Source organism: Planococcus sp. TJ-301, from assembly GCF_058268475.1.
Genome location: NZ_JBZDOH010000001.1, coordinates 1,065,348 through 1,090,504 on the forward strand (window position 1 = coordinate 1,065,348; position 25,157 = coordinate 1,090,504).

The window sequence follows — 25,157 nt, forward strand, 5'->3', positions numbered from 1 at the left end:
AAATGAATTTGTTTGAAATGCTGGATCTAGACGAAAACAGCGAAGATGATCATCGATACAAATAGGATGGTCATATAGTTCAACGAATAGATGAACATCGTTTTCGCCCATTTCAAATCATCTTTCACTTTGAAGCCTTTGATGGCAAGTGCTAACCATCCAAGATTCAATAATGTCGCTAAGATGATGAAGCTTATTCCGAGATCCATTAACAGGAATGGCAGAGGGAACAGCAGCAAAACCCATGCAAGCATGGATTTCTTAGTGCGGTGAAAACCTTTGACCACTGGCAGCATAGGGATGCCCGCTGCACGGTATTCTTCTGTGCGTTTCATAGCCAATGCATAAAAATGCGGCGGCTGCCAAACGAACATGATCAAGAATAACGCCCAAGCGCCCATGCCGAGAGCCGGTTCAACTGCAGCCCAGCCGATAAGCGGCGGGATGGCTCCCGAAATACTCCCCACTATTGTGTTGCTGACATGCCTTCTCTTTGACCACATCGAATAAAGGACGACGTACGCCAAAATTCCTGCAATCCCTAAAACACCAGCTGATACAGAAGCAGAGAACAAAAATACTTCGCCTAGAACGATGAAAGATGAAGCGAGTGCCAATACAGCAGACGGCTTGAATCTCCCTGTTACAGTCGGACGGGATCTTTTGCTCGCCATCAACGGATCGATATCTGTGTCAATGTAATTATTCATTGCAGCAGAACCAGCAATTATTAATGCTGAGCCGACCAGCGTATAAACGAGGATGTCCAACTCTTGCAGAAAATGCCTGTCGGAAAACTGAAAAGCCAACCACAAACCGGTGAATACAGTTATTAAATTCGAATTTACGATTCCGATTTTTATCAAAGCGAGAAAATCTTTCATAAATGTGGTCGTTTCAGTTGTCTGATGGACTTCTGCAGACAAAGACCGGCCGTTTGACATATAATACCCCCTCCTTTCAAAGTTGTAAGCATATTCCGCTAACCATAACTATATCTAAATTCCAGTCCGTTTTCTACATATAACTGAAATTTCCCGATAAAAGCGATGTATTCATGTAATTTGTCTCAGAAATACGCTCCTCTTATCATACATGAGTATCCACGTTATTTTAAGATAGAAAAAGATTTGTTTTTGAACAGTTTGTGAAGGACAGGCCTATTATGTCCAAATCTTGAAAGTTTCCGCTATCGCTGATTTTCCGTTGTGTTTTCCAATGACTTTCGCTATTATCGAGTATGCAGGCAACGGACATATTATAAAAGTTTTCTATAGAAAAAAGTAGGTGGCATCCTTGCAACAAAGTAAATATATTAAATGGTTTGCGGTGGCGGCTACAGTCGGTATGTTGCTCATTTTGCTGGGCGGCGCTCTTGTCACAAAGACCGACAGCGGAATGGGCTGCGGCCGTTCATGGCCCAGCTGCAACGGTGAACTGATTCCGGCAGAAATCAACGCGGAAGTCCTTATTGAATTTTCCCATCGGCTCGTCACAGGCGCTGTCGGAATTCTGATTCTCGTTCTAGGCGTCTGGTCTTGGATCAAGTACGGCCATATCCGCGAAACGAAGTTCTTAGCAGCTATGGCAGTTTTCTTCCTGATTCTACAGGCATTAATCGGCGCTGCCCAAGTCCTTTGGGGCCAAGGCGATTTCATCTTGGCGCTGCATTTCGGCATCTCGCTCATTTCGTTTGCGTCCGTCTTATTGCTGACACTGCTGATATTTGAGGTGGACCGTAAATTCGATACCGACCGGTTGGCTATCGGCAATAAATTGAAGTTCCACACAATCGCTGTTACATTGTATTCCTACATCGTCGTCTATACAGGCGCGCTTGTGCGCCATACCGAAGCGAGCCTCATTTGTTCTGACTGGCCTCTTTGCCGCAATGACCAGTTCGCTTTGCCGAACAATATGTTTGAATGGGTCCAAATGGGCCACCGAGCTGCGGCCGGATTAATCGTCATTTGGCTGGGCTATATTGCATGGCATGCATTCAAGAATTACAAAGATCAACGCGCGATTTACTGGGGTTGGATCACAGCATTCATCATTGTGTTGCTGCAGGCAACAACAGGCATGCTCGTCGTGCTGACTAAATTGAACCTCGTAGTTGCACTTTTGCATTCGCTGCTGATCTCACTGCTGTTCGGATTGCTTTGCTATATGGTTCTTCTCGTATCCAGAAGCAGAGTCAAAAAATCTTAAAAATTTAAAAAGCGCCGCCGCCCTCCACTGATTTGTGGGGGCGGCGGCGCTTTTTTTGTTCTGTTTAGCTGAGTCCGCCTTTCGGGACAGACTCATTGACATACGTATTAAGCTCTTTCCATTTCAATCAGCAAATCTCCTGTTGAAATGCCTTCACCTGCATTGACATTAATTTCTTTGACAATGCCGTCGAACGGGGCTTGTACAGTCGTTTCCATCTTCATCGCTTCCGTTACAAGCAGATGGTCGCCGCGCTTCACCTTCGCTCCGACTTCCGCCACTACCTTTAAGACAGTACCTGGCATCGTCGCCGCAATATGAGATTCGTTCTTCATGTCCGCTTTCGGACGAGCAAGTGTATCCGCTTCGATTGTCATGTCCTGTATATTGACTTCACGCGGCTGGCCGTTCAGCTCGAAATAGATTGTACGATGGCCGTCTTTTTGAGGTTCGCCGATTGATACCATTTTAATCATCAACGTCTTCCCTTTTTCGATTTCCACTTCTATTTCTTCACCGAGCCTCATGCCATATAGGAAGGTCAATGTGTCCAAGACGGAAACATCTCCGAACTGCTGATTTGTGGCCGTGTATTCATCGAATACTTTTGGATACAGTGCATATGCCAAAACTTCATGGCTCGTAACCGGACGATCCAATTTCTCAAACAGCAATTTTTCAATGCTGTCAAAATCCGCTGGCTCCAGCAATTCGCCCGGACGCACAGTGATCGGCTTCCGTTCTTTCAAAATGACCGCCTGCAGCTCTTTCGGGAATCCGCCATGAGGCTGTCCGATATAGCCTTCAAAGAATTCGATGACCGAATCCGGGAAATCGATTGTTTCTCCACGAGTTAGCACTGTTTCTTCATTTAAATCATTTTGGACCATGAACAAAGCCATGTCCCCGACTACTTTGGAAGATGGTGTAACTTTTACCACATCACCGAACAATAAGTTGACGCGGGAATACATTTCTTTCACTTCTTCCCAGCGCATGCCCAGACCAACCGCTTTTGCCTGTTGCTGTAAGTTGCTGTACTGGCCGCCCGGCATCTCATGGACGTAGATTTCTGAATGCGGGCTGTTCATGCCGCTTTCGAAATCGCCATAGTATTTCCGGACATCTTCCCAATAATGGGACAGTTTTTCGAGTGACTGGACATCGGTTCTCACTTCACGCCCGCTGCCTTTCATTGCGTAATACAATGAATTCGCACTCGGCTGGGAAGTCAGTCCGGCCATTGTTCCAAGAGCCGTATCAACGATATCGACACCCGCTTCGATTGCTTTCGAATACAAGTAAATGCCATTCCCGCTCGTATCGTGCGTATGGAGGTGGATTGGCAATGAAACCGTATCTTTCAATTCTGAAACCAGGCGGTACGCCGCTTCAGGCTTCAACAACCCAGCCATGTCTTTGATCGCCAGAATATGCGCACCGGAAGCTTCTAGCTCTTTTGCCATATCTTTATAGTATTGCACTGTATATTTGTCGCGGCTCGGGTCAAGAATATCGCCTGTGTAGCAAATAGCTGCTTCAGCCACTTTACCTGATTGGCGGACTTCATCAATCGCCACTTCCATACCTTTGATCCAGTTTAAGCTGTCAAAGATACGGAAGACATCGATTCCGGCATCCCCTGATTTGCGGACAAATTCACGGATGACATTATCCGGATAATTCTTATATCCAACTGCATTCGCACCACGGAATAGCATTTGGAACAATACGTTCGGCACCTGTTCGCGCAATTTGATCAAACGCTGCCATGGATCTTCTTTCAAGAAACGGTATGAAACATCGAATGTTGCCCCGCCCCACATTTCCATCGAGAACAAATCGCTCTGCAAATGCGCTGTTTCTTTGGCGATCGAGAACAGATCGTGTGAGCGGACGCGTGTCGCTAGCAATGACTGATGGGCATCTCGGAATGTCGTATCTGTTAAAAGAACATCTTTTTGTTCATGGATCCACTTCGCCAATCCTTCTGGACCCTGAGCATCAAGAATCTGCTTCGTTCCTGCAGGCGGTGCCGCCGTAAAGTCGACCGCCGGTTTTCGCGGAGATGCATAAATCGGCTTTTTCTTCTTCTCAATTCCTGGAAAGCCGTTGATCGTCACATTGCCAATATAGCTCAACAATTTCGTACCTCGGTCTTTGCGGACCGGGAAGATGAACAATTCAGGGGTCGAATCAATAAAGCTTGTATTAAATTCCCCTTTTAAAAAGTTTGGATGTTTTACAACATTTTCCAAGAAAGGGATATTAGTTTTTATTCCGCGAATACGGAATTCTTGAAGATTGCGGTCCATTTTAGCGGCTGCATCATTGAATGTCACAGCCCATGTTGATAGTTTCACGAGTAATGAATCATAAAACGGCGTAATGACAGCTCCTTGGAACCCGTTCCCTGCATCCAACCGGACACCGAAACCGCCCCCTGAACGATAAACCATCAATTTTCCGGCGTCGGGCATAAAGTCATTTAACGGATCTTCGGTCGTGACACGGGATTGGATGGCAAAACCGAATAATGGAATATCTTCCTGTAAAGGAATCGCGATTTCCGGGCTGTGAAGGCTAAAGCCCATGGCGATTTTAATCTGCGCATGAACGATGTCAATGCCTGTCACCATTTCTGTAATCGTGTGCTCCACTTGGATCCGTGGATTAACTTCGATGAAAAAGAATTCATCGTTTGCCACAAGGAACTCTACCGTTCCAGCATTTATGTAATCGATATTCTTCATCAACTTCACTGCTGCATCGCAAATGCGGTTGCGCAGCTCGTTGCTGATAGAATTTGAAGGAGCAATCTCGACTACTTTTTGATGGCGGCGCTGAATTGAACAGTCGCGCTCATACAAATGGACGACGTTGCCTTCTGCATCCCCTAAAATCTGAACTTCAATATGTTTTGGTTTGTCTACGAATTTTTCCACATACATTTCGTCTGAACCGAAAGCAGCTTTTGCTTCTGATTTAGCGCGCTCATATGCTGATGCCAGCTCTTCATGGTTTTTGACGATGCGCATGCCGCGGCCGCCTCCGCCAAGAGATGCTTTAATCATCAATGGGAAGTCTGCTGTTTTACTGAATTCTTCTACTTCCGCCAAAGATTCCACAGGACCGTCTGTACCCGGAATAACCGGTATGCCAGCTGCAATCGCCTGATCGCGGGCTTTTACTTTGTCTCCGAACATGTCCAAATGACGAGAAGTCGGGCCGATGAAAATGATTCCTTCTTCTTCGCACCTGCGTGCAAAGTGAACGTTCTCCGATAAAAAACCATATCCTGGGTGAACCGCATCTACTTCTGAATCTTTTGCGATGCGGATGATGTCTTCAATATCCAGGTAAGCGTCGATTGGCTTCTTGCCTTTGCCGACCAAATAAGATTCATCTGCTTTATAACGATGGAACGAACCGCTGTCTTCCTGCGAATAAATCGCAACTGTTCGAAGTTTCAGTTCTGTACACGCGCGGAAAACCCGTATAGCGATTTCTCCGCGATTGGCTACTAAGATTTTGTTAATAGTCTTCACACCGCAGCACACCCTTTACTTTTTGGATTTTTCAAATCTGTGGAACATGGAGACATTCATCAATACTCCCATAGCTAACGATAACAAAATTACGGACGTTCCGCCATAGCTGATAAATGGCAAAGTGACACCGGTAAGCGGAATCAGACCGGTCATACCTCCTAAATTGACGAATGCTTGGATGCCGATCATGCTTGAGACTCCAGTTGCCAGCATTCTGGCAAGAGGATCTTTCGTCGTCATCGCTATCGATAAACCTCGCAATACGATAAATGCCAAGCCGCCCAGTACAAAAAGTACGCCAAAGACGCCGAGTTCTTCTGCAATGACTGACATGATGAAATCAGTATGGGGTTCAGGCAGGTATCCGAGTTTCTGAATGGATTGTCCAAGGCCGAGTCCACTGAGGCCCCCTGAACCGATTGCCAGGTAGCCATTAACTATTTGCAAGCCAAAACCGAGCTCATCGGAAAATGGATTAAAGAAGGCATCCAGCCGCCCGAGTCGTTTTTCCGTGAAGATCATATCTGATGCGAAAATCATGATCGGCAAGATGAATACAGCGGATGCTCCGACAACGAGTGCCGCTAGCCGCGCAAAGAATTTGAAACGGATGCCGCTTGCTGCCATGACGGATAGGCCGACAGCACCGATGATCATCATTGAACCAAGATCCGGTTCGAGAAACACCGACAATAATACGAGTGTCAGAATAATTACTGGCGGCGCAACGGATTCGTTTATTTTATTGATGTTGCCATTTTTGTACTTGTTTGCAAAAACACCTGATAGATAGAAAATGATGCCGACCTTCGCCACTTCGGACGGTTGGATATTTGCAAAACCAAGGTTGATCCAGCTTTGCGCCCCGCCTGCTGCGTAGCCAACGAAATGGACCAGTACCAAACCGAGAAAGATGACCGCAAGTATGGTCATGAGCATCCATTTTTTACTGAAATGCTTATACGGGAATAGCGCTGCTACTGCAAAAACGGGAAACGCCAAAGACAAATTGATCAATTGCTGTATATAGAAACGATCCGGGTCATCACCGTAATAATTGACCGACCATGCCATGCTAGCGCTGTAAATCATCACCAGACCGAACAAGGTTAAAGCTATGTATACAAAGAATAAGGGATAGTCGAAGTTTTTTGCGTATCTTTTGATGTATTGTTTCATGTTTTAAGACCTCTTTTTTCTGGATTAGTAAAAAAACTCAAACAAAAGTCGTTTGAGTTTTAAGTCATTTATTTGTGTACGCATCGTGGAGAATCGAGAGTTTCTTCTCCAGCGTATCCATTAGGTTTTTGCCAGTTTCGCGGTCAATAAGCCCGAGTTTGACAGCAAAATCGATTTCCCGCGACAAGCCGAACATTTGCGTGTCAAGCACTTCTTCATATAATGGGCAGGAAGGCAAAGTCAGGTTGTCCATTTGGACTTTTATCAAATGCTCTATTTTTTCAGCATCGGCCCTTAGGAGATCCAATGCCTTCAATTGGTAAGTTTGTTCTTCTGTATTTTCCATGAGGACTCCCCCATTAATTGATATTTATCTCTATTAACCTGTTTAAAGTGTATCTTTTCACAGGTGAAATTGCAAGCCTCTTTCCCGTGTGGAATTAATCCCTTTAGGATTTTGCCAGGAAACGGTATACTGATAAAAGAGTTATATTTAATGGAGGTTTTCAGGATGGAATTTATTGTACCTTTTAAAGGAGAAGTTAAATTCAAATTGACTCTGGATCCTACGGTCTGGATTTTTGATGACCGCAAGCTCAATTTGGAAACCTACTTTACGGAAGAACATATTGAAAAAGACGAATTAGAAGAATACAAACGCGGCATGGGTGAACACTGGTCGCGTGAAATCATGGAAGGCGCAACCGTACCTCCCACTTTGAATTCAGAGAAGAAATACAAAAAACAAGAAAAGAAAGAAATGCTGACAGGCACTTTCGGCATGAAATTCGCTCCGTTTTTGAAAAATGCAGAACCGGAAGCCGGCGCTAGCACTGTCGTATTTGAAACTGCGAATGGCGAGCACGCATTTCCAATCGCAGAAGCGCAAGAGCTGATCTTCAAGTTCAGCGAAAAAGGCAAGCCTTTGAAAGAAGACGGCCCTGTCCATGTGCTGCTTCCGGACGGCGCCAACCAAGACAACCCCATTACGGACATCTTAGCGATCCGGGTCGAATAGGAGGATTTACCATGCGTGTGCAATGTGTAATCTGTGATACCATCGAAGAACTGGTCGACGATACGCTTGAAGCAAAAAGACTTCGCAACCGTCCCATTCATACCCATATGTGCAAAAAATGCCACGACCGGATCACTGAACGGACAAAACAGCGGATTGCTACCGGAAAGTTCCATTTTTACCGGAGCTCCAGAAGAATTGAGGATGACTTTTAATGAAACTGCTTAAAGGCATTTGGATCGGCTTATGGAGCGGGCTGCTCCTTGGGCTTCTCCTTAAATGGATCCAGGCTGTGACAGGCGAACAAGTCTATACGCTTCTATTGAACGTTGACTTCATACCGCTCATCGGTTCCATCAATTGGTCAGAGCCAGTGGAGTTCGCTTTTCACATCATCATTTCTCTTATCATCGGTATCGTTTATGTCTACTTGGCAAAACGCCGCCCCCATTCGTTCGGGCAATTGGTGCTGCTGAGCCTAGCGATGAGCATCCCGTTCTATCTGCTTTATTTCCCCTTGTCCGCTATGGCCATCCGGGAAGATGTGCCGGGCTTAACTGACGCTGGTGCAATTCTGTATTGGATTTTCGCCCACTTGACTTACGCAATGGCGCTCCCAGTACTTTATAAAACATTTGAACGCAAAAACGGTTCATCTCAATGAGATGGACCGTTTTTTATGTTCAATAGTTTTTCTGAAGCTCGAGTTTTAAAAGAAATATTAATCGCGATATTCCGCAAATCACCCCCGCTAAAACGCATGCTCCTGTCCCTGTCCCTGCAACGTTTCGCTAGCTTCGGGACTTGAAAGTGCGTTGCAACGCTTCGCTAGCTTCGAGACATGAAAAACCGTTGCATCGCTTCGCTAGCTTCGAGACATGAAAGTGCGTTGAAGCGCAATGAAAAGAATTCTACAAGAGTCCAATAACGCAAAAAACGCTGCATCTCATTGAGATACAGCGTTTTCGCGTTTTTCACGCCATAGGCGGATTTTATACAGAATCAGAATCAATGCGGCGATTACGAGGCCTTCCACAACCGGCAGGAAAAAGGCTAAGAAAGTCAGCCCTAATCCTCCAGTCAGTAGAAACAACGTAATCACTGCATTTTTTCCAACGGATAGTTTTTTTGCAAATCCGAGTTTATAGACGAACGCAGAAAGCAGAAAGATCACTGCAAAGAGCGCATATCCTGCTATCGTGTAATTCGGCATGGTTTCGTATAAAAATCGAGCTACGGGATACATACTGTCATAGACAAAAGCTTGTTCGTCGCCCACAGATTATACATCCTCCCCGTCTATTATTCTTCGATTGCTACTTTTTTCTTCTTAGCCATACGCTCGCGTTCGTTTTTATCAAGAATTTTCTTGCGCAAACGGATTGTTTGTGGCGTGATTTCGCAATACTCATCGTCGTTCAAGTATTCTAGCGCTTCTTCAAGGCTCATCAAACGAGCTTTTTTCATTGTTGTTGTTTGGTCTTTGTTCGCTGAACGAATATTTGTCGCAGCTTTGATTTTGACGATGTTCACTGTCAAATCGCTGTCACGATTGTGTTCGCCGACGATCATGCCTTCGTAGATTTCAGCTCCGACTTCGACAAAAGCAGTTCCACGGTCTTCGATGCCCATTAAGCCGTAAGTCGAAACTTTACCGCGCTCCATAGATACCAATACACCTTGGCGACGTCCGCCAACACGGCCAGAAGCAACTGGCTGGTAGCTGTCGAATGTGTGGTTGATAATTCCGTAGCCGCGCGTCTGAGTCAAGAACTCAGTCGTGTAGCCGATCAATCCACGTGCCGGTACGTTAAATACCAAACGGACTTGTCCGCTTCCGTTATTAATCATATCCAGCATTTCACCTTTGCGTTCACCAAGAGACTCAATGATAGCGCCAGTGTATTCTTCAGGAACATCAACCTGAACGCGTTCAACTGGTTCACAGCGTACGCCATCAACCATACGGACGATAACTTCCGGTTTAGAAACCTGGATTTCAAAACCTTCGCGGCGCATGTTCTCGATTAAGATCGACAAATGCAATTCTCCGCGTCCTGAAACAACCCATGCGTCAGGTGAATCTGTAGGATCTACACGCAAGGATACGTCAGTCTGTAACTGAGCGTCCAAACGTTCCTGAATTTTTCTAGAAGTGATCCATTTACCTTCTTTACCGGCAAATGGGCTGTTGTTGACAAGAAATGTCATTTGCAATGTAGGCTCATCAATGCGCAGGATCGGCAAAGCTTCAGGATGATCCGCAGGGCATACCGTTTCCCCGACATTGATATCTTCCATACCAGAGATGGCAATCAAATCGCCAGCTTCAGCTTTTTGGATTTCAATACGCTTCAAGCCCATAAAACCATGGATTTTGGTTACACGGAAATTCTTGACGGACCCGTCAAGTTTCATCAATGCAACAGATTGTCCGACTTCGATCGTTCCGCGGAATACGCGGCCGATTCCGATACGCCCAACATAATCGTTGTAGTCAAGAAGCGCTACTTGGAATTGAAGTGGCTCATCTCTGTTATCGATTGGCGCTGGAACATGTTCCATGATTGCATCGAAAACTACTTGCATGTTTTCTTCTTGGTCTGCAGGGTCAGATGAAAGACTTGCCGTACCATTCATGCCTGATGCAAAAATAACCGGGAATTCCAACTGCTCGTCATTCGCTTCAAGTTCGATGAACAGTTCGATGACTTCGTCAACCACTTCTTCCGGGCGAGCGAAATCGCGGTCAATTTTATTGACAACTACAATCGGCTTCAAGTTTTGCTCAAGTGCTTTCTTCAATACAAAACGCGTCTGTGGCATACAGCCTTCGTAAGCGTCAACTACTAGCAAGACACCATCTACCATTTTCATGATACGTTCAACTTCTCCACCGAAATCGGCGTGTCCAGGTGTATCCAAGATGTTGATCTTAGCGTCTTTATATTGAATAGCAGTGTTTTTTGCAAGAATCGTAATTCCGCGTTCTCTTTCAATATCATTTGAGTCCATTGCGCGTTCTTCCATGTGTTCGTTTGAACGGAAGATTCCAGATTGCTGCAGAAGCTGATCCACAAGCGTCGTTTTACCATGGTCAACGTGGGCAATAATAGCAATGTTTCTTAAGTCGTTACGTAAGTTAGTCATACTTTCACTCCAATTAGTCTTTTTTCGTCCCTATAACTGTGTTAGTATATCACATATAGGGGAAAAACCCTAAGACTTTATTTCAAGTGTTCATACTAGGAGGAAAATACCGTGAAAAATATAAAATGGATTTTTGTCTTCTATTCACTAGCTGCCATGCTTTCAATGGCTGGCATCGGAGTCGCGGTTGGCTTTCGCAGTGTGCCGGGTATTCTACTAGCTATCGTGCTGCTTGGCTTTGTCATGGCGCGCGGTTTCAAAAAGAAAAAAGAGATGATTGACGCGGGCGTTCTTTAAGCGATCAAAAATAAAGCCGCCGGGAACTTTCCCGGCGGCGAGCAGCTAAGGTGCGGATATCCGCATCTTTTTTATTTGGGCTGAATGTATTCAGAAAGAATCTTTCCATGTACCGACCGATTAGCGGCGATAAAAGTGTCCTGCACCAGCAAATTTTCCCCCTGCCCTTTGAAATTCGACGTCATCCCGCCTACTTCCCGAACAATGACTGACCCGCCTGCAATATCCCATGGCGACAAGCGCATGGATATATACGCGTCGAGGCGCCCACAAGCGACAAATGCTAACTCCAGCGCAGCTGAGCCGTATGAGCGGGTGCCGCGGATGTCACGGATCATCCGGATGGTCGATTCATGTTCGACGTATTTGTTGGGCGTCACCCACATTGCGTTGATGCCGATTATCGATTCGGAAATCGTGGTCTCTTGCAACATCGGCAATTTCTCGTCGTTGAAATAAGCGCCGCCGTCTCTCACCGCATGGTATAAATCGTCATTGACAACATCGTAGATATAGCCAAGCTCGCCAACGCCGTCTTTATAAATGCCAAGTGAAATGGCAAAATTGCGCTGCTGGTGTACAAAATTCATTGTTCCATCAATTGGATCAAGCATCCAGATGACACCTTCTAAGTCTTGGATATCGTTACCAAATCCTTCTTCACCAAAAATCCGATGGCCAGGATAATCGGTATTGATGCGTTCAATAAAGAGCTGCTCAATTTCTTTGTCGATATTCGTCACCAAGTCGTTGACGTGCGCTTTTGTTTCGATTTCGATATCCCCGCGGAATGACGTGCGGATGCGGTGGCCCGCTTCTTTGATAAGTGATTTTATGTATCTGTCCAACTCATGCAAATCCAATGGTGGTCCTCCCTTTTTTTACTACTAACTATAATATAAACGAAAAAGGCACATACTGTCTTATCTCAGTAGGTGCCTTTATGTGATAAATGTATTAGAGCGCATGAAGGGCCTCCAGTTCTACATGGATTTCTAGGAGCCTTTTTTTGCTTTTGCCACTTTGCAGTTCGTCTTTCTGCTGCATTGCGTCAAACAAAGAAGCAAGCTCATAATCCAATTCCAGCTTCAATGCATTGATGTATTCCTTTTCCACTTCAGCTTTGCGGATGATTTGAATCATCTGTTTCATAAACAAGCACCCCTTCCTCTTCGCATTCCGATAATTCAGACTTATTGAATTAAAGTTACCTATATATACCCCAATGGCGAGCGAGAAAAACTTATTTATACTCTTTCTTCCCAAACTTCGTTAAAATGAAACCTGAGTTTCGATTTAAAGGAGGAAACCTATTTCATGGCCTACTGGAACCAGCAAGATTTCGAAGTTTTTGAAACACCTGGACTTGAGAAACGCATGGAGGCGTTAATCGTTCGTGTACGCCCTAAATTTGAAGAACTCGGTAAAGACTATTCATCTTTTTTCTCCGGAATGACAGGTGAAGAGTTTTACCCGCATGTCGCCAAGCATATGCGGCGCACCGTGAATCCCCCGAACGACAGTTGGGTGGCTTTCGCTCCGCATAAACGCGGCTATAAAGCTGTGCCGCATTTTCAAATCGGCTTATGGAACAGCCACGTGTTCGTGATTCTGGCTGTTATTTACGAAGCTTCCGGAAAAAGCGCGATGGCGGAACGGCTGATGGCGTCGAATGCTCTTGAAGTTTTGCCAAAAGACTTTATGCTGTCCGGCGACCACATGAAGCCAGAAGCCTCTGACTTGGATGAATTGTCTTCTGACGGCATCGACCGCTTGCTCGTGCGCTTAAGAGATCTAAAAAAAGGCGAGCTGGTGATCGGCCGCCACATTACACGCGAAGAAGCAGTTCAGATGAGTACGGAAGAATTCAACGCAGCCGTGGAAGACACTTTTACAGAATTGCTGCCGATCTACGATATTCTTCTAAACAAAACAAAAGTTCCGCAAGCCTAAGCTGCGGAACTTTTATTTATTTTTTTATCTTGATAATTTCATCATCGTTTTTCGCTTTCATGTCCTTGATGGCAGGAAAACTGGCATAGCCGCTTTCTTCCTCGAACTCCCTGAAATACGTTTTTTCTTCAGCGATGGACGGCACGATTTCCTTGAACCTGCGGTAGCGGGCTAAAAGATCTTGCCGTTTGATGCCTTTTTCATAGGCCATTTCAATACCTTCGAAAAAAGCGACCACATCGATGATTTCATCTGTGCTCCAGTCAATGGAGAAAGGGTACGAATAATCCATGTTGATTTCCTACTTTCTAATCATGAGAGACCATTTGTTTGCTACGGCTTGGGCATCCCGCTCCATGCGGCTGAATAGCTCCTGAACGGTTGGTACGTCATGGATGAGCCCAGCCACTTGTCCGGCCCAGCCAAAGCCTTCTTCTGTGCGTCCCTCATAGATGTATTTTTTATTGGCCTCGCCGCTGACATATGCGCGGAGCGCTTCGTAAGTCGGCGTTTCGGCTTCTATTTCAAGAATCCGCTCGGTCCAGCTGTTCTTCAACGTGCGGGCTGGTGAACCGATGCTCTTCTTGATGATGACGGTATCAATTTCTGAACTGGAAATCAATGCATCCTTATAAGTTTGGGATGCATGGACACATTCCTTCGTCGCGATAAAACGCGTCCCCATTTCGATGCCTTCTGCTCCTAGGGCGAGGGCGGCCATTAATCCCCGGCCGTCCCCGATGCCACCGGAAGCAATGACGGGAATCGATACTGCATCCACGACTTGGGGTATCAGCACCATCGTGCCGATATCGTCCCGACCAAGATGTCCGCCGCCTTCGTGGCCGACAACCATTACCGCATCCGCGCCAAGCTCTTCGGCTTTCTGCGCTTGCCTTCTTGCAGCCACCAACACTAATTTTTTAATGGGCGTACCTTTTAATTGTTCAAAAATCGGTGTCGGATTCCCGCCAGTCATTGAAACGACCGGCACATTTTCTTCAATAGCTACTGCGAGCATATGGGAAAATGCGCGTCCGTGTTCGCCTATTGCGAAATTGACCCCAAAAGGCTTATCGGTCATCGTGCGCACTTTACGGATTTCCTCCCTCAATTGTTCCGGGTCCGATAAGCTCATAGCGGTTATCTGACCGAGGCCACCAGCATTTGAAACAGCCGCCGCCAAATCTGCATATGCTAAATACGCCAAGCCTCCTTGGACAATCGGCAAACGAATTCCCAGCATTTCCGTTATTCGTGTATTAAATTCCATTAAGCAATCTCCTCCCTTTCCACTTTCATTTATTCGATAAAACTGAGTAAATTCCTCTTATTTGATAGTATAGCGAAAGCTGGCGTGCTATAATTCAATTTGTTTTTATTTTTAATAAGTTAGGTGGGTTCCCATTGTCTCAATTAGAAACTCCGTTATTCGATGCTTTGCTGAAGCACCGGAATCGGCACCCCATTCAATTCCATATTCCTGGCCATAAAAAAGGACAAGGCGTCGATCCGGCATTCAGAGAATTTGTCGGCGATAATATATTATCGATAGACTTGATCAATATCGCTCCTTTGGATGACCTGCATGCACCAAAAGGCGCGATCAAGCAAGCACAAGAACTGGCTGCAAAAGCTTTCGGGGCAGATTACACATTTTTCTCTGTCCAAGGCACGAGCGGTGCAATCATGACGATGATTTTAAGCGTCGTCGGACCAGGTGATAAAATCCTGGTGCCGCGCAACGTCCATAAATCAATTATGTCGGCAATTGTTTTCGCCGGCGCCATCCCGGTCTTCATCCATCCGGAAGTTGATCCGGAACTCGGCATTTCGCATGGCATTTCAGCGGAGGCTGTGGAAAAGGCGTTAATCGAATACCCGGACGCAAAAGCAGTGCTCGTCATCAATCCCACTTATTTCGGGGTCGCAGCCGATTTAAAGCGTATTGTGTCCATCGCACATGAACGCGACATTCCTGTGTTGGTTGATGAAGCGCACGGCGTCCACATCCATTTCCATAAATCGCTGCCGGTTTCAGCAATGTCTGCCGGAGCGGATATGGCCGCTACTTCTGTCCATAAACTCGGCGGATCGATGACGCAAAGCTCGGTCTTAAATGTCAAAGAAGGCCTTGTTTCACCCAAGCGCGTGCAATCCATCCTGTCGATGCTGACAACCACGTCGACGTCTTACCCAATCCTGGCTTCACTCGATACGGCGCGCCGCCAATTGGCGGTCCACGGCTTTGATTTGATTGACCAAGCCATCCGCCTTTCCCAGGATGCCCGCAAGCGCATCAATAAAATTCCGCATCTGCGCTGCGTCGGCAAAGAAATCCTGAATACGTCGGCTACTTATGATATGGATCCGACAAAGCTCTTGATCAGCGTCAAAGATCTCGGCATCTCCGGACACCAAGCCGAAGAATGGCTGAGAGAAAACGCGAATATCGAAATTGAATTGTCCGATTTGTATAATATTCTTTGCCTTGTGACCATCGGCGATACCCGAAAAGAGCTGAATTTGCTGGTCAATGCGCTGCAGCGCATGAGTGAAGCGTATGAAAGCGAAGCAGCGATTGTCGAGCCTGTCGTACTCTTGCCGGACATTCCTAGCCTTGCGATGACACCGCGCGACGCTTTCTACGCGACGACCGAAGTGGTATCCATTGAAGAAGCAGTCGGACGCATCTCGGCAGAATTCATCATGGTCTACCCGCCTGGCATCCCGATTTTCATACCGGGTGAAATCATTACTCAGGAAAACATCGATTATATCGATATGAACATTAAAGCCGGGTTGCCTGTACAAGGTCCGGAAGACGACTCTTTGCAAAAACTGCGCGTCATCAAGGAACAAAAAGCCATACGTTAAAGTTAAAACAGCCCGGGAGCTAAGCCCCAGGCTGTTTTTTATTTTCCAGCGCGTTCAATGTCTGCGGGGTCGATAAAGCCGTAGCCCTTGCTTTTCAGTCCTTTTACGATATCCGGAAGCGCCTGCGCTGTCCAGGCACGATCATGCATCAGCAGATTCGACCCGTCTCGCAAAAATTCTGTATTGACCATGATGTCGGCTAAAGCTGCCGCTTCGCTATACTGTTTTTCCCAGTCATAGCCGTAACTCCAATTCATCCCAAGCATGCCTTCTGCTTCAACAAGCGATTTGCTGAAATCTGTATTCGTTCCATTCGGAGCGCGGAAGAATTCCGGTTTTTCGCCGATAATTTCTTCCACTGTTTCGCTCAATAAGATGATTTCCTCACGTTGCTGTTCGTCATCAATCGTTTTCAAATTGGTATGGCTGTAGGTATGATTGCCGATGGCGAAGCCCATTTCATGGATTTTCTTCAAATTCGCTTTTTCTTCTTCGGTATCGAGAAAATGTCCGTTGACAAAAAAGATTGCCGGAACACCTAAGCTCTTCAGCGTTTCCGCCATCTGTAACGAGTGTTCAGCAGGCGCATCATCAATGGTCAGCAATACAGCTTGCGCCGGTGCATCTCCGATTGGTTCAACGCTCCAGTTGGCAGGATTGAGGCGGTATGCCGGTTCCATTTGTTCAACTGGTGCTTCAGGTTCTTCTGCCGCTTCTTCCGGCACTGGAACCTCTTCTTTTGCAGGTGCCGGTGTTTCTACAGGTGCAACGTCTTCCTGTAGGTCAGGTTCTTCTGAACCCCCGCTCTCGGTGCTGCATCCTGCCAATAAAATCGTGCTGGCCAACAAGGCAGCCCATTTTTTCTGTATCATGATTTATCACCTATTGCCCTTTCAGAGAAATTTTACCATAAATTTTCGCATAAAAAAAGAAGCCGTGCAAGCTGCACCGGCTTCTTTTGATTATTATTTAATGATATGGATTGGAGTTCCTAGCGCTACTTCCGCAGCTTCCATCGTGACTTCAGACAAAGTTGGGTGAGCGTGGATTGTCATTGCAATATCTTCAACAGTCATTCCTGCTTCAATTGCAAGGCCAAGCTCAGCGATCATATCAGATGCGCCCGCACCAACGATTTGTGCGCCAAGCAGCAAGCCGTCTTCTTTACGTGAAACCAACTTCACAAAACCGTCAGGAGCGTTAAGAGACAAAGCACGGCCGTTTGCACCGAATGGGAATTTCGCAGCTTGCGCTTCGAATCCTTCTTCTTTTGCTTGCTCTTCAGTAAGTCCAACGCTTGCAAGTTCTGGATCTGTAAAGCAGACCGCAGGAATCGCCAAGTAATCAACGACTGATTTTTCTCCAGCAATCGCTTCTGCAGCAACTTTACCTTCGTATGATGCTTTGTGAGCCAATTGCAGGCCAGCGACAACATCACCGATTGCATAGATATTCGAAATGCTTGTACGGCATTGTTTGTCTACTTCAATCAACCCGCGTTCAGACATTTTAAGACCCAATTCTTCAAGGCCCATTTCGTCTGTATTCGGACGGCGCCCGACAGTGACCAATACATAATCAGCTTCAACGGTTTTTTCTTCCCCACCTGCTTCAAATGTCACTTTTACGCCTGTATCGGATTCTTCAACGCCTTTTGCTGAAGCTTTAGTAATGACTTCAACGCCTTTTTTCTTCAAGCCTTTTTTAACAATTGCCGTCATTTGCTTTTCAAATCCAGCCAAGATATCAGGTGCGCCTTCAAGGATTGTTACTTCAGAACCCATATTCGCAAATGCAGTTCCGAGTTCCGTACCGATATAGCCGCCGCCGATAACAACCAGTTTGCCAGGCAATTCTGTAAGAGCCAAAGCTCCTGTAGAGTTGATGACACGCTTCGTGAATTTAAATGTCGGAATTTCAACTGGACGAGATCCAGTAGCAATAATGACGTTTTTGAATTTATAAGTCTGAGAAGCTTTTTCGTCCATGATGCGGACTGTGTTCTCATCTACGAAATAAGCTTCGCCGCGGACGATTTCAACTTTATTGCCTTTAAGCAGCGATTCAACTCCGCCAGTCAATTTTTTCACAACGCCGTTTTTGAATTCTTGCGCTTTTTCAAAGTTAAGGGAAACTTCTTTCGCAATAATCCCCATGTCTTCAGAATGCTTCGCTTCTTCGAAACGGTGCCCTACAGAAATCATTGCTTTTGAAGGGATACAGCCGACGTTCAAACAAACTCCGCCGATATATTCTTTTTCAACGATTGTTACTTTTTGGCCAGTTTGCGCTGCACGGATTGCTGCTACATATCCGCCAGGGCCTGAACCGATGACGAGCGTGTCTGTTTCGATCGGAAAATCTCCTACTACCATAAGTTTTACGCCTCCATTAATAATAATTCTGGTTCGCTTAATAAACGTTTAATGTGATTTAAAGCATGCTGTGCTGTTGCTCCATCAATCATTCTATGATCGAAGCTCAATGATAATGCTAACACAGGTGCTGCTACAATTTCACCATTTTTAATTACTGGTTTCTCGGCTATGCGGCCGATTCCAAGAATTGCAACTTCCGGGTGGTTGATGACCGGTGTGAACCATTGGCCGCCAGCTGAACCGATATTCGTGATAGAGCAAGAAGCGCCTTTCATTTCTGCAGGCGATAATTTGCCATCGCGCGCTTTCGTTGCCAAGCCATTGATTTCGTCGGAAATCGCGAATACTGATTTGCGGTCAGCATTTTTGATGACCGGCACCAACAAGCCTTTTTCCGTGTCAGCAGCGATGCCGATGTTGAAGTAATGCTTTTGGATTACTTCGCTTGTTTCGTCGTCGAATGACGTATTCAATGCCGGGAATTCGCGTAAAGTGCTGACCAGCGCTTTAACCACGTACGGCAAGTAAGTCAACTTGATTTCTTTTTCAGCTGCAATGTCTTTGAACTTTTTGCGGTGTGCGACAAGTTCTGTCACATCGACTTCATCCATCAACGTTACATGCGGTGCAGTTTGTTTCGAGTGAACCATCGCTTTGGCAATGGCACGGCGCATGCCGGACATTTTCTCGCGTGTTTCAGGGAATTCGCCTTCTGGTGCCGGAGCCGCTTTCGGAGCCGCTTCTTTAGAAGCAGTTTCCTGTGTAGCTGCTTCCGATTTCTCGGCAGCTATAGCCGGTTCTTGCGCTGCTGCTTGCTGCTGTCCGCCGCTCATGAATGATTCGATATCTTCTTTTAAGATGCGGCCGTTATTGCCTGAACCTGTAACTTGAGTGATATCGACGTCTTTGTCACGTGCGAATTTGCGCACAGATGGCATTGCGATTACGCGGGCATTTGGATCTTTCGGCTGGGTTTGTGCTTGTGCCTGTGAACCTGCACCCGTTTCTTCTGAAGCAGGCTGTTCTTCTTTAGCCGGTTCTTTTTCGACATTCTGGGCAGCTTCCGCTGTTCCAGCCTGTACTTGTTCTTCAGTTTTTTCTTCGCCTTTAGGGTCTTCTTTTTTCTCAGGAGCCGCTTCTGTTTCTTCGCCTGAACCTTCATTGTCAGAAGCATCATCACTTTCGATGCGTACGAGTACATCCCCGACAACTGCGACTGTGCCTTCTTCTACAAGGATTTCTTTAACTGTGCCTGATACTGGCGATGGCATTTCAACTACCGCTTTATCGTTTTGCACTTCGAACATGATGTCATCTTCTTCAATGCGGTCGCCCGCTTTTACGAACCATTTTACGATTTCACCTTCGTGGATACCTTCACCGATATCCGGTAAACGAAATTCAAAAGCCATTAGTTTCACCCTTTCTATTCTCGAACATTAAAACGTTAGAACTTTTTTAGCTGTTTCTACTATATCCTTCGAATTTGGAAGCCAAACTTGTTCAGCCTGCGAGAATGGGAATATAGAATCTGGTGCAGTTACACGCAGTACTGGAGCCTCGAGGCTTAAGATTGTGCGATCCATCAATTCAGCGACGATGTTTGCAGCGATGCCCGCTTGTTTCTGTGCTTCTTGCACGACCATAGCGCGTCCCGTTTTTTCGACAGAAGCGACAAGCGTTTCGATGTCAAGCGGCTGAATGGTGCGCAAATCGATAACTTCTACTGAGAAATCCTCTTTTTCAAGTTCTTCTGCAGCTTTCAAGCTTTCTTGGACCATTGCGCCGTAAGCGATAATCGTCAAGTCAGTGCCTTCACGTTTCACGTCTGCTTTGCCTAGTGGAATCGTATATGATTCTTCTGGAACTTCCTGTCGGCCTGAACGGTATAATTTCAAATGCTCAAGGAAGATTACAGGGTCGTTGTCGCGGATAGAAGAAATAAGCAATCCTTTTGCGTCATAAGGTGTGGACGGAATGACAACTTTCAAGCCTGGCTGTGAAGCCATCAATCCTTCTAATGAATCCGCGTGCATTTCAGGTGTATGAACACCGCCACCGAAAGGCGAACGGATAGTGACCGGCGAATTCAAGCTGCCGCCGCTGCGGAAACGCATGCGTGCCATTTGCCCGCTAATCGAATCCATCACTTCATAAACAAAACCGAAAAATTGGATTTCAGCCACTGGACGGAATCCTTGCAGGCCTAAACCGATTGCCAGTCCGCCGATCCCTGACTCCGCCAAAGGCGTATCAAAAACTCGGTCTTCGCCAAATTCTTTTTGCAGCCCTTCCGTTGCACGGAAAACGCCGCCGTTGTTACCAACATCTTCTCCAAAAACCAAAACATTTTCATCGTTTTGCATTTCGGTTCTTAGAGCGTCAGTGATTGCCTGAACCATAGTCATTTGTGCCATCGCTTATTTCGACTCCTTCGCTTTGTAGATTTCGAGCTGTTCCTGAACGTTGAATGGAATTTCGTCGTACATAATTTCAAGCATATTCGTAACCGTCTGCTTCGGAGCGCTGTCCGCTTTTTTGATAGCGGCTTTGATTTCGTCCTTCGCCTGTTCGATCACTTCGTTTTCTTTCTCTTCATTCCATAAGCCTTTCGCTTCAAGGTATTTGCGGAAGCGGATAAGCGGATCTTTCTTTTCCCATTCGCTGTCTGTATCCGATGTACGGTAGCGTGTTGGGTCATCCCCAGCCATCGTATGCGGTCCGTAGCGGTAGCAAAACGTTTCGATCAATGTCGGGCCTTCGCCTTTAACTGCGCGCTCGCGTGCGTCACGCGTTACAGCATAAACTGCCAAAGGATCCATACCGTCAACTAGCACGCCTGGAATTCCGGCTGCAACAGCTTTTTGGGCGATCGTTTTAGCCGAAGTCTGTAGGTCACGCGGCGTAGAAATTGCGAATTGATTGTTCTGCACAATGAAAATAGCCGGTGAGCGGAATGATCCCGCAAAGTTGATTCCTTCGTAAAAATCTCCTTGAGATGAACCGCCGTCCCCTGTATATGTAACAGCTACTGCTTCTTTTTTGCGCTTCTGCAAGCCTAATGCCACGCCAGCAGCTTGGATGAACTGTGCTCCGATGATGATTTGAGGAGGCAAAATATTCAATCCTTCTTCCATCTGATTGCCCATGAAGTGCCCGCGTGAAAATAGGAATGCCTGGTGAAGCGGCCAGCCGTGCCAGATCAATTGAGGCACATCCCGGTAGCCTGGTAAAATGAAATCGTCTTTCGTCAATGCGAAATGCGATGCCAATTGGGAAGCTTCCTGCCCTGCAGTTGGTGCGTAGAAACCAAGTCGGCCCTGGCGGTTCAACGAAATCGAGCGTTGGTCAAGAATACGCGTAAATACCATGCGGCGCATTAATTCCTGCAAGTCTTCATCCGATAATTTCGGGTCTGCCTCTTCGTTGACGATTTCGCCTTCTTCATTAAGAATCTGAACCATTTCAAACTTTTCTTCAATTGCGTGCAGTGTTTCCACTGGTTGGAACTGCTTTGATTTTTCTGCAGCCATAATAGCAACTCTCCTTTATCTGTATTAAAATTATTTTATTCAATTAGTAATACAATGCATATACTTTTTCAGTATACGTGAGAAAATTTTGCAGGTCAATCATAGCTAACCTATAAGCCATAAGCATTATATGAAAATAGAAAATTCCATCTTATTTAATCTGTACTAGTTGAAATAGAATCACTGTACTATATTACAGGGCGATTTCGCGAAGCTTTTATAACACAGAAAAAGCGGCCACGTGGGCCGCTTACTCTTCACTTTTTTCAATCTCGCTGATTACGCCGTTTTTCAGTTCATTGAACTGTTCGGTCTTTTCGTTGAATACTGTAACAGCATCTTGCACGGTCTGGTTCTGGCTATTTACCTCCAGCGCTTTTTCCTGCAGAGACTGGAGAGTGGAACTTTCATCTTGCAGCATCGTATATAATTCCTGCTGCTGCATGTTCAGATTTTCATAAGCGTCAGCAAAAGCTGCGTGCGCTTCAAAGCGCTCCTGCATCTTCGCTTTCAAGTCCGTCAAACCGGATTTGACGTTTTCTTCTTCGGTTTCTTTTATTACTGCGTCAATTTCTTTGAAGTTTTTCTGCGCAGCGTCCATCGATTCTTTCTCACTAGCCAATAGCTCCAAGCGTTCATTGGCCGATGCAATCGCTTCTTCTGCTTGCGCACCGACTTCTTCCTGCTCTTCCTGAGTCAATGACATGATCGATTCGAATAGCTGTTGTTCATCTTCTTCCAGTTTCTGCATATCTTTCTGTGTATCGCGATAATTTTTTTCAGCATCAAATGTACTTTTCAAAACGCTATCCAATTGTTCTTCCGCCGCCGGCCCTGAACATGCGCCCAAAAATAGTGCACTTGAAATTACAGTGGCCGTAATCACTTTATTCAATATAAACCCTCCTCTTAATCCATACTTTAACTATAATGTCGCCATTTAAAAAACACAACTGCGTAAGGCAGTTGTTGATAAGAAAGGTAAATCTTATTACTTTTCAACCGATATTCCGCAAAACAGCTGCGAAGGCATGGACCCAAGCATTGGGGCAATGCCTTTGCGACGAAGCACACAGTGCTTCGTCGCACTTTCATGTCTCGAAGCTAGCGCAACAATGCAACGGTCTTTCATGTCCCGAAGCTAGCGTAGCGATGCAGGGACAGAGACAGGAGCACAAGTTTTTTGCTGCGGGCGAGCGCCAAGCCTTCTCAGCCCGCTTTCGCGTCCTTCCGGGGTCTCCACTGTTTTGTTTCATATCTGAAGATTAGTATTAAACTACAGACAGTTTATCTTTTAAGGTTTCGACCAAAGAAATATCTTACTTTAACGAAACACATTTGAATAAAGCGGAAAGCGTCCGCCTGAAGCGAAATGAAAATATAATTTAAATTTTTGAACAGTGCATCTCCGAAGCGGCTTTTCTTTTCCTGAAAAGCTTTTTTAAGATATAATTGCCATAATGGCAAGAATGAAAGGATGAATACTGTTGATATTGATGAAAGACATTATACGAGAAGGACACCCCACTTTAAGAAAACGCTCGGAAGAAGTGGCACTTCCCTTATCGGCTGAAGACAAGGCATTGGCTGAAAGCCTTTTGGAATATGTGAAAAACAGCCAAAATGATGAACTCGCTGAAAAATACGACCTACGTGCAGGCGTCGGCATAGCGGCTCCGCAAGTCAATGAACCAAAGCGGATTTTCGCGCTTTATTTCGACCCTTCTACGGAAGAAAACATGAGCCTGATCGCCATCAACCCGAAAATTGTCAGCCATTCCGTTGAAAAATCCTATTTGACTACCGGCGAAGGGTGCTTATCGGTCGACCGCGCAGTGCCTGGCTATGTGCCGCGCTACGCACGCATCACCGTAAAAGCGTACAATCTCCAAGGCGAGGAATACAAAATGCGCTTGAAAGGATTGCCGGCCATTGCATTTCAGCATGAACTTGACCATTTGAACGGCATCATGTTCTTCGACCACATCAATGCCGAAAATCCATTCGCTGAAATTGAAAACGCAACGCCAATTGAAAGAGGCTCAGGAGAATAATCTCCCAAGCCTTTTTCTTTTTTTATGAATTTTATTAGATTAAGCCTAGGTGCTTGAATGCTTTTGCCAGCCCATCGTTGTCGACATGGTCCGTGGTATAGGAAGCGATTGCTTTCGTTTTAGCATGGCCGTTGTCCATCGCAACACTGAATCCGGCAGTCTCCATCATTTGCAAATCATTCAATCCGTCGCCGAACGCGATGGTGTCTTCAATCGAATGGCCGGTCAGTTTGATAAGACGCTTGATGCCGCTTGCTTTCGTGCCGCCTTGTGGCAGGATATCACAGGATACCCGGTGCCAGCGCACGAAGTCGACCGTCTTGAAATGGTCGCGGTATTGCTGTTCTTCTTGTTCTTCGCAGAAAATCAGCGCTTGGTAGATTTCGTTGTCTGAATGAAATCCTTCTTCGGTTTTCGGGTGCAAAAACTTAAGGCTCTTGATGCTTTCCTCAATATCCGGATGGTAATCGATCGACGACACCATTTTGATTTCATTCATAAAGACTAGTGGATGGTCTCGCTGCTCCGCATATTCGAAAATCGATTGCAGCGTATCCGGGTCCAGTGCCTCTTTATGGATAGGCTCCCGCTGATGGACAATGTATTGGCCATTAAACGAAATGAACGTTGAGATCTCCAGTTCTTTTCTCAATTCCTCGAACATGAATGGCGCTCGTCCAGTTGCTATTGCCAATTCATGGCCATTTGCACGCGCCTTTTGGAGTGCCGTTTTTGCGCTTTCAGGCAATTCCTTTTTAGAATTTAATAACGTACCGTCGATATCGAGCAATAATAATTTCCCCATGGTATAAAATCTCCATTCTGTCTTAAAAGTATGCAGTGCCCGTAACTTTACAATTGTCAGAAAAAATAGTATAATGCCAGCAAGGAGTGAGTCAGCCATGTTGAAACGTCTTAAGAGAAAACTGCTTAGACAGCTCAATGGCATCATGAAC

25 protein-coding genes are annotated in these 25,157 nt (G+C 45.9%); 8 read left to right on the forward strand and 17 right to left on the reverse strand.

Translation table 11 applies throughout. The features are described from left to right. Positions 1 to 26: 26 nt before the first annotated feature. On the reverse strand, positions 27 to 944 hold the full coding sequence (cyoE, locus tag AC4EHJ_RS05450; protein ID WP_490974558.1) for a heme o synthase: 918 nt from the start codon (positions 942 to 944) through the stop codon (positions 27 to 29). Positions 945 to 1,347: 403 nt separating this feature from the next. On the opposite strand from cyoE, the gene AC4EHJ_RS05455 reads away from it, so the two are divergent. Beyond that, entirely contained in the window at positions 1,348 to 2,211 is an 864-nt protein-coding gene (locus AC4EHJ_RS05455; protein ID WP_490975622.1) for a COX15/CtaA family protein, read from the forward strand. A 107-nt stretch (positions 2,212 to 2,318) separates the two neighbouring features. Here the strand turns inward: AC4EHJ_RS05455 and pyc are convergent, their stop codons facing one another. From pyc to AC4EHJ_RS05470, 3 genes are all read right to left on the reverse strand, one after another. Continuing rightward, complete coding sequence (gene pyc, locus AC4EHJ_RS05460) at positions 2,319 to 5,759, reverse strand: pyruvate carboxylase (RefSeq protein ID WP_490974559.1); 3,441 nt, start codon at positions 5,757 to 5,759, stop codon at positions 2,319 to 2,321. Between the two features lie 15 nt (positions 5,760 to 5,774). Next, positions 5,775 to 6,941 carry an FtsW/RodA/SpoVE family cell cycle protein gene (locus tag AC4EHJ_RS05465; RefSeq protein WP_490974560.1) on the reverse strand — a complete coding sequence of 389 codons (1,167 nt, stop codon included), beginning with the start codon at positions 6,939 to 6,941 and terminating at the stop codon, positions 5,775 to 5,777. A 64-nt stretch (positions 6,942 to 7,005) separates the two neighbouring features. Continuing rightward, entirely contained in the window at positions 7,006 to 7,287 is a 282-nt protein-coding gene (locus AC4EHJ_RS05470; protein ID WP_135500252.1) for an Fpa/YlaN family protein, read from the reverse strand. Between the two features lie 165 nt (positions 7,288 to 7,452). Here AC4EHJ_RS05470 and AC4EHJ_RS05475 point away from each other — a divergent pair, with 165 nt between their 5' ends. From AC4EHJ_RS05475 to AC4EHJ_RS05485, 3 genes are read left to right on the forward strand one after another with little or no spacing between them, the layout of a single operon-like run. Then, positions 7,453 to 7,959 carry a peptidyl-prolyl cis-trans isomerase gene (locus tag AC4EHJ_RS05475; RefSeq protein WP_490974561.1) on the forward strand — a complete coding sequence of 169 codons (507 nt, stop codon included), beginning with the start codon at positions 7,453 to 7,455 and terminating at the stop codon, positions 7,957 to 7,959. Positions 7,960 to 7,970: 11 nt separating this feature from the next. Continuing rightward, positions 7,971 to 8,174 carry a YlaI family protein gene (locus AC4EHJ_RS05480; protein ID WP_135500254.1) on the forward strand — a complete coding sequence of 68 codons (204 nt, stop codon included), beginning with the start codon at positions 7,971 to 7,973 and terminating at the stop codon, positions 8,172 to 8,174. Next, positions 8,174 to 8,623, forward strand: a complete 450-nt coding sequence (locus tag AC4EHJ_RS05485; protein WP_490974562.1) for a hypothetical protein — start codon at positions 8,174 to 8,176, stop codon at positions 8,621 to 8,623. Before AC4EHJ_RS05480 ends, AC4EHJ_RS05485 begins: the two co-directional genes overlap by 1 nt. Before the next feature lie 282 nt (positions 8,624 to 8,905). On the opposite strand, the gene AC4EHJ_RS05490 is transcribed toward AC4EHJ_RS05485, so the two are convergent. Both AC4EHJ_RS05490 and typA read right to left on the reverse strand, forming a co-directional pair. Then, on the reverse strand, positions 8,906 to 9,205 hold the full coding sequence (locus tag AC4EHJ_RS05490; RefSeq protein ID WP_490975623.1) for a YlaH-like family protein: 300 nt from the start codon (positions 9,203 to 9,205) through the stop codon (positions 8,906 to 8,908). Positions 9,206 to 9,261: 56 nt separating this feature from the next. After that, positions 9,262 to 11,109 (reverse strand): translational GTPase TypA, encoded by a 1,848-nt coding sequence (typA, locus tag AC4EHJ_RS05495; RefSeq protein WP_490974563.1) that lies wholly within the window; start codon positions 11,107 to 11,109, stop codon positions 9,262 to 9,264. Between the two features lie 111 nt (positions 11,110 to 11,220). On the opposite strand from typA, the gene AC4EHJ_RS05500 reads away from it, so the two are divergent. Then, positions 11,221 to 11,406 (forward strand): YlaF family protein, encoded by a 186-nt coding sequence (locus tag AC4EHJ_RS05500; RefSeq protein WP_490974564.1) that lies wholly within the window; start codon positions 11,221 to 11,223, stop codon positions 11,404 to 11,406. A gap of 71 nt (positions 11,407 to 11,477) precedes the next feature. Here AC4EHJ_RS05500 and AC4EHJ_RS05505 read toward each other — a convergent pair whose 3' ends face one another. Both AC4EHJ_RS05505 and AC4EHJ_RS05510 read right to left on the reverse strand, forming a co-directional pair. Further along, positions 11,478 to 12,269, reverse strand: coding sequence for an inositol monophosphatase family protein (locus AC4EHJ_RS05505; RefSeq protein WP_490974565.1), 792 nt, complete (start codon positions 12,267 to 12,269; stop codon positions 11,478 to 11,480). 94 nt (positions 12,270 to 12,363) lie between these two features. Then, positions 12,364 to 12,558, reverse strand: a complete 195-nt coding sequence (locus AC4EHJ_RS05510; RefSeq protein WP_490974566.1) for a YkzI domain-containing protein — start codon at positions 12,556 to 12,558, stop codon at positions 12,364 to 12,366. Between the two features lie 165 nt (positions 12,559 to 12,723). Between AC4EHJ_RS05510 and AC4EHJ_RS05515 the strand changes: the two genes are divergently transcribed. Next, positions 12,724 to 13,359 carry a YktB family protein gene (locus AC4EHJ_RS05515; protein WP_490974567.1) on the forward strand — a complete coding sequence of 212 codons (636 nt, stop codon included), beginning with the start codon at positions 12,724 to 12,726 and terminating at the stop codon, positions 13,357 to 13,359. A gap of 16 nt (positions 13,360 to 13,375) precedes the next feature. Here AC4EHJ_RS05515 and AC4EHJ_RS05520 read toward each other — a convergent pair whose 3' ends face one another. Together AC4EHJ_RS05520 and AC4EHJ_RS05525 are read right to left on the reverse strand one after the other, a co-directional pair. Then, positions 13,376 to 13,651 (reverse strand): UPF0223 family protein, encoded by a 276-nt coding sequence (locus tag AC4EHJ_RS05520; protein WP_490974568.1) that lies wholly within the window; start codon positions 13,649 to 13,651, stop codon positions 13,376 to 13,378. 9 nt (positions 13,652 to 13,660) lie between these two features. Beyond that, the gene (locus tag AC4EHJ_RS05525) at positions 13,661 to 14,632 is read right to left on the reverse strand and encodes an NAD(P)H-dependent flavin oxidoreductase (RefSeq protein ID WP_490974569.1); all 972 of its coding nucleotides are present in this window, start codon (positions 14,630 to 14,632) and stop codon (positions 13,661 to 13,663) included. Positions 14,633 to 14,766: 134 nt separating this feature from the next. Between AC4EHJ_RS05525 and AC4EHJ_RS05530 the strand changes: the two genes are divergently transcribed. Further along, a complete protein-coding gene (locus AC4EHJ_RS05530) occupies positions 14,767 to 16,236 on the forward strand; it encodes an aminotransferase class I/II-fold pyridoxal phosphate-dependent enzyme (protein WP_490974570.1) in 1,470 nt (489 codons plus the stop codon). Between the two features lie 38 nt (positions 16,237 to 16,274). Here the strand turns inward: AC4EHJ_RS05530 and AC4EHJ_RS05535 are convergent, their stop codons facing one another. From AC4EHJ_RS05535 to AC4EHJ_RS05560, 6 genes are all read right to left on the reverse strand, one after another. Beyond that, positions 16,275 to 17,108: a polysaccharide deacetylase family protein gene (locus tag AC4EHJ_RS05535; RefSeq protein WP_490974571.1), complete on the reverse strand. Its 834-nt coding sequence runs from the start codon at positions 17,106 to 17,108 to the stop codon at positions 16,275 to 16,277. A 93-nt stretch (positions 17,109 to 17,201) separates the two neighbouring features. After that, positions 17,202 to 18,611, reverse strand: coding sequence for a dihydrolipoyl dehydrogenase (gene lpdA, locus AC4EHJ_RS05540; RefSeq protein ID WP_490974572.1), 1,410 nt, complete (start codon positions 18,609 to 18,611; stop codon positions 17,202 to 17,204). A gap of 5 nt (positions 18,612 to 18,616) precedes the next feature. After that, positions 18,617 to 20,026, reverse strand: a complete 1,410-nt coding sequence (locus AC4EHJ_RS05545; protein ID WP_490974573.1) for a dihydrolipoamide acetyltransferase family protein — start codon at positions 20,024 to 20,026, stop codon at positions 18,617 to 18,619. A gap of 27 nt (positions 20,027 to 20,053) precedes the next feature. Further along, positions 20,054 to 21,031: an alpha-ketoacid dehydrogenase subunit beta gene (locus AC4EHJ_RS05550; RefSeq protein ID WP_490974574.1), complete on the reverse strand. Its 978-nt coding sequence runs from the start codon at positions 21,029 to 21,031 to the stop codon at positions 20,054 to 20,056. 3 nt (positions 21,032 to 21,034) lie between these two features. After that, positions 21,035 to 22,147: a pyruvate dehydrogenase (acetyl-transferring) E1 component subunit alpha gene (gene pdhA / locus AC4EHJ_RS05555; protein WP_490974575.1), complete on the reverse strand. Its 1,113-nt coding sequence runs from the start codon at positions 22,145 to 22,147 to the stop codon at positions 21,035 to 21,037. A gap of 250 nt (positions 22,148 to 22,397) precedes the next feature. After that, on the reverse strand, positions 22,398 to 23,033 hold the full coding sequence (locus AC4EHJ_RS05560; protein WP_490975624.1) for a YkyA family protein: 636 nt from the start codon (positions 23,031 to 23,033) through the stop codon (positions 22,398 to 22,400). 601 nt (positions 23,034 to 23,634) lie between these two features. Between AC4EHJ_RS05560 and def the strand changes: the two genes are divergently transcribed. Further along, a complete protein-coding gene (gene def / locus AC4EHJ_RS05565; protein ID WP_490974576.1) occupies positions 23,635 to 24,201 on the forward strand; it encodes a peptide deformylase in 567 nt (188 codons plus the stop codon). 34 nt (positions 24,202 to 24,235) lie between these two features. Here the strand turns inward: def and AC4EHJ_RS05570 are convergent, their stop codons facing one another. Then, the gene (locus tag AC4EHJ_RS05570; RefSeq protein WP_490974577.1) at positions 24,236 to 25,006 is read right to left on the reverse strand and encodes a Cof-type HAD-IIB family hydrolase; all 771 of its coding nucleotides are present in this window, start codon (positions 25,004 to 25,006) and stop codon (positions 24,236 to 24,238) included. Positions 25,007 to 25,157: the final 151 nt, after the last annotated feature.

Excerpts from the sequence above, each read along its gene's own strand:
- cyoE (WP_490974558.1), bottom strand. The coding sequence starts at position 944 with ATGTCAAACGGCCGGTCTTTGTCTGCAGAAGTCCATCAGACAACTGAA.
- AC4EHJ_RS05455 (WP_490975622.1), top strand. The coding sequence starts at position 1,348 with ATGTTGCTCATTTTGCTGGGCGGCGCTCTTGTCACAAAGACCGACAGC.
- AC4EHJ_RS05465 (WP_490974560.1), bottom strand. The coding sequence starts at position 6,941 with ATGAAACAATACATCAAAAGATACGCAAAAAACTTCGACTATCCCTTA.
- AC4EHJ_RS05470 (WP_135500252.1), bottom strand. The coding sequence starts at position 7,287 with ATGGAAAATACAGAAGAACAAACTTACCAATTGAAGGCATTGGATCTC.
- AC4EHJ_RS05475 (WP_490974561.1), top strand. The coding sequence starts at position 7,453 with ATGGAATTTATTGTACCTTTTAAAGGAGAAGTTAAATTCAAATTGACT.
- AC4EHJ_RS05480 (WP_135500254.1), top strand. The coding sequence starts at position 7,971 with ATGCGTGTGCAATGTGTAATCTGTGATACCATCGAAGAACTGGTCGAC.
- AC4EHJ_RS05485 (WP_490974562.1), top strand. The coding sequence starts at position 8,174 with ATGAAACTGCTTAAAGGCATTTGGATCGGCTTATGGAGCGGGCTGCTC.
- AC4EHJ_RS05490 (WP_490975623.1), bottom strand. The coding sequence starts at position 9,205 with ATGTATCCCGTAGCTCGATTTTTATACGAAACCATGCCGAATTACACG.
- typA (WP_490974563.1), bottom strand. The coding sequence starts at position 11,109 with ATGACTAACTTACGTAACGACTTAAGAAACATTGCTATTATTGCCCAC.
- AC4EHJ_RS05510 (WP_490974566.1), bottom strand. The coding sequence starts at position 12,558 with ATGAAACAGATGATTCAAATCATCCGCAAAGCTGAAGTGGAAAAGGAA.
- AC4EHJ_RS05515 (WP_490974567.1), top strand. The coding sequence starts at position 12,724 with ATGGCCTACTGGAACCAGCAAGATTTCGAAGTTTTTGAAACACCTGGA.
- AC4EHJ_RS05520 (WP_490974568.1), bottom strand. The coding sequence starts at position 13,651 with ATGGATTATTCGTACCCTTTCTCCATTGACTGGAGCACAGATGAAATC.
- AC4EHJ_RS05525 (WP_490974569.1), bottom strand. The coding sequence starts at position 14,632 with ATGGAATTTAATACACGAATAACGGAAATGCTGGGAATTCGTTTGCCG.
- AC4EHJ_RS05535 (WP_490974571.1), bottom strand. The coding sequence starts at position 17,108 with ATGATACAGAAAAAATGGGCTGCCTTGTTGGCCAGCACGATTTTATTG.
- lpdA (WP_490974572.1), bottom strand. The coding sequence starts at position 18,611 with ATGGTAGTAGGAGATTTTCCGATCGAAACAGACACGCTCGTCATCGGT.
- AC4EHJ_RS05545 (WP_490974573.1), bottom strand. The coding sequence starts at position 20,026 with ATGGCTTTTGAATTTCGTTTACCGGATATCGGTGAAGGTATCCACGAA.
- AC4EHJ_RS05550 (WP_490974574.1), bottom strand. The coding sequence starts at position 21,031 with ATGGCACAAATGACTATGGTTCAGGCAATCACTGACGCTCTAAGAACC.
- pdhA (WP_490974575.1), bottom strand. The coding sequence starts at position 22,147 with ATGGCTGCAGAAAAATCAAAGCAGTTCCAACCAGTGGAAACACTGCAC.
- AC4EHJ_RS05570 (WP_490974577.1), bottom strand. The coding sequence starts at position 25,006 with ATGGGGAAATTATTATTGCTCGATATCGACGGTACGTTATTAAATTCT.